Here is a 255-nt window from a genome sequence, read left to right as displayed (position 1 = left end):
CGACTGCTCACCCATGATTAACCAAGTGTGTGCCACGGCATCTGCAAAGGAGCGCGAAGCTCGCAACGTGTAGTCAACTGACTGCGTGTTCAGGTTGTAGGAAATGGTATGCCGGGTTACCAAAGCAGTATATTTACGCTCACGGCTTCCGAGCGCGTTTTCAGTGGCTCTAACGCGTACTCGAACCAGAGTGTCGGTCGGGTGCACGACATTGGCCCTGATATTTACCGCATGAATCTCCTCTACTTTGAGTAC

At 52.2% G+C, this 255-nt stretch carries 1 pseudogene; it reads right to left on the bottom strand.

The features are described 5' to 3' along the window. Positions 1–255: pseudogene (locus WFK85_RS23555) on the bottom strand (phage tail protein); the annotation flags it as partial.

The organism is Cedecea sp. VD22, assembly GCF_037150195.1.
In the GTDB taxonomy this organism is placed as follows: Bacteria; Pseudomonadota; Gammaproteobacteria; order Enterobacterales; family Enterobacteriaceae; genus Cedecea.
This window is presented reverse-complemented; position numbering and strand designations above follow the sequence as displayed.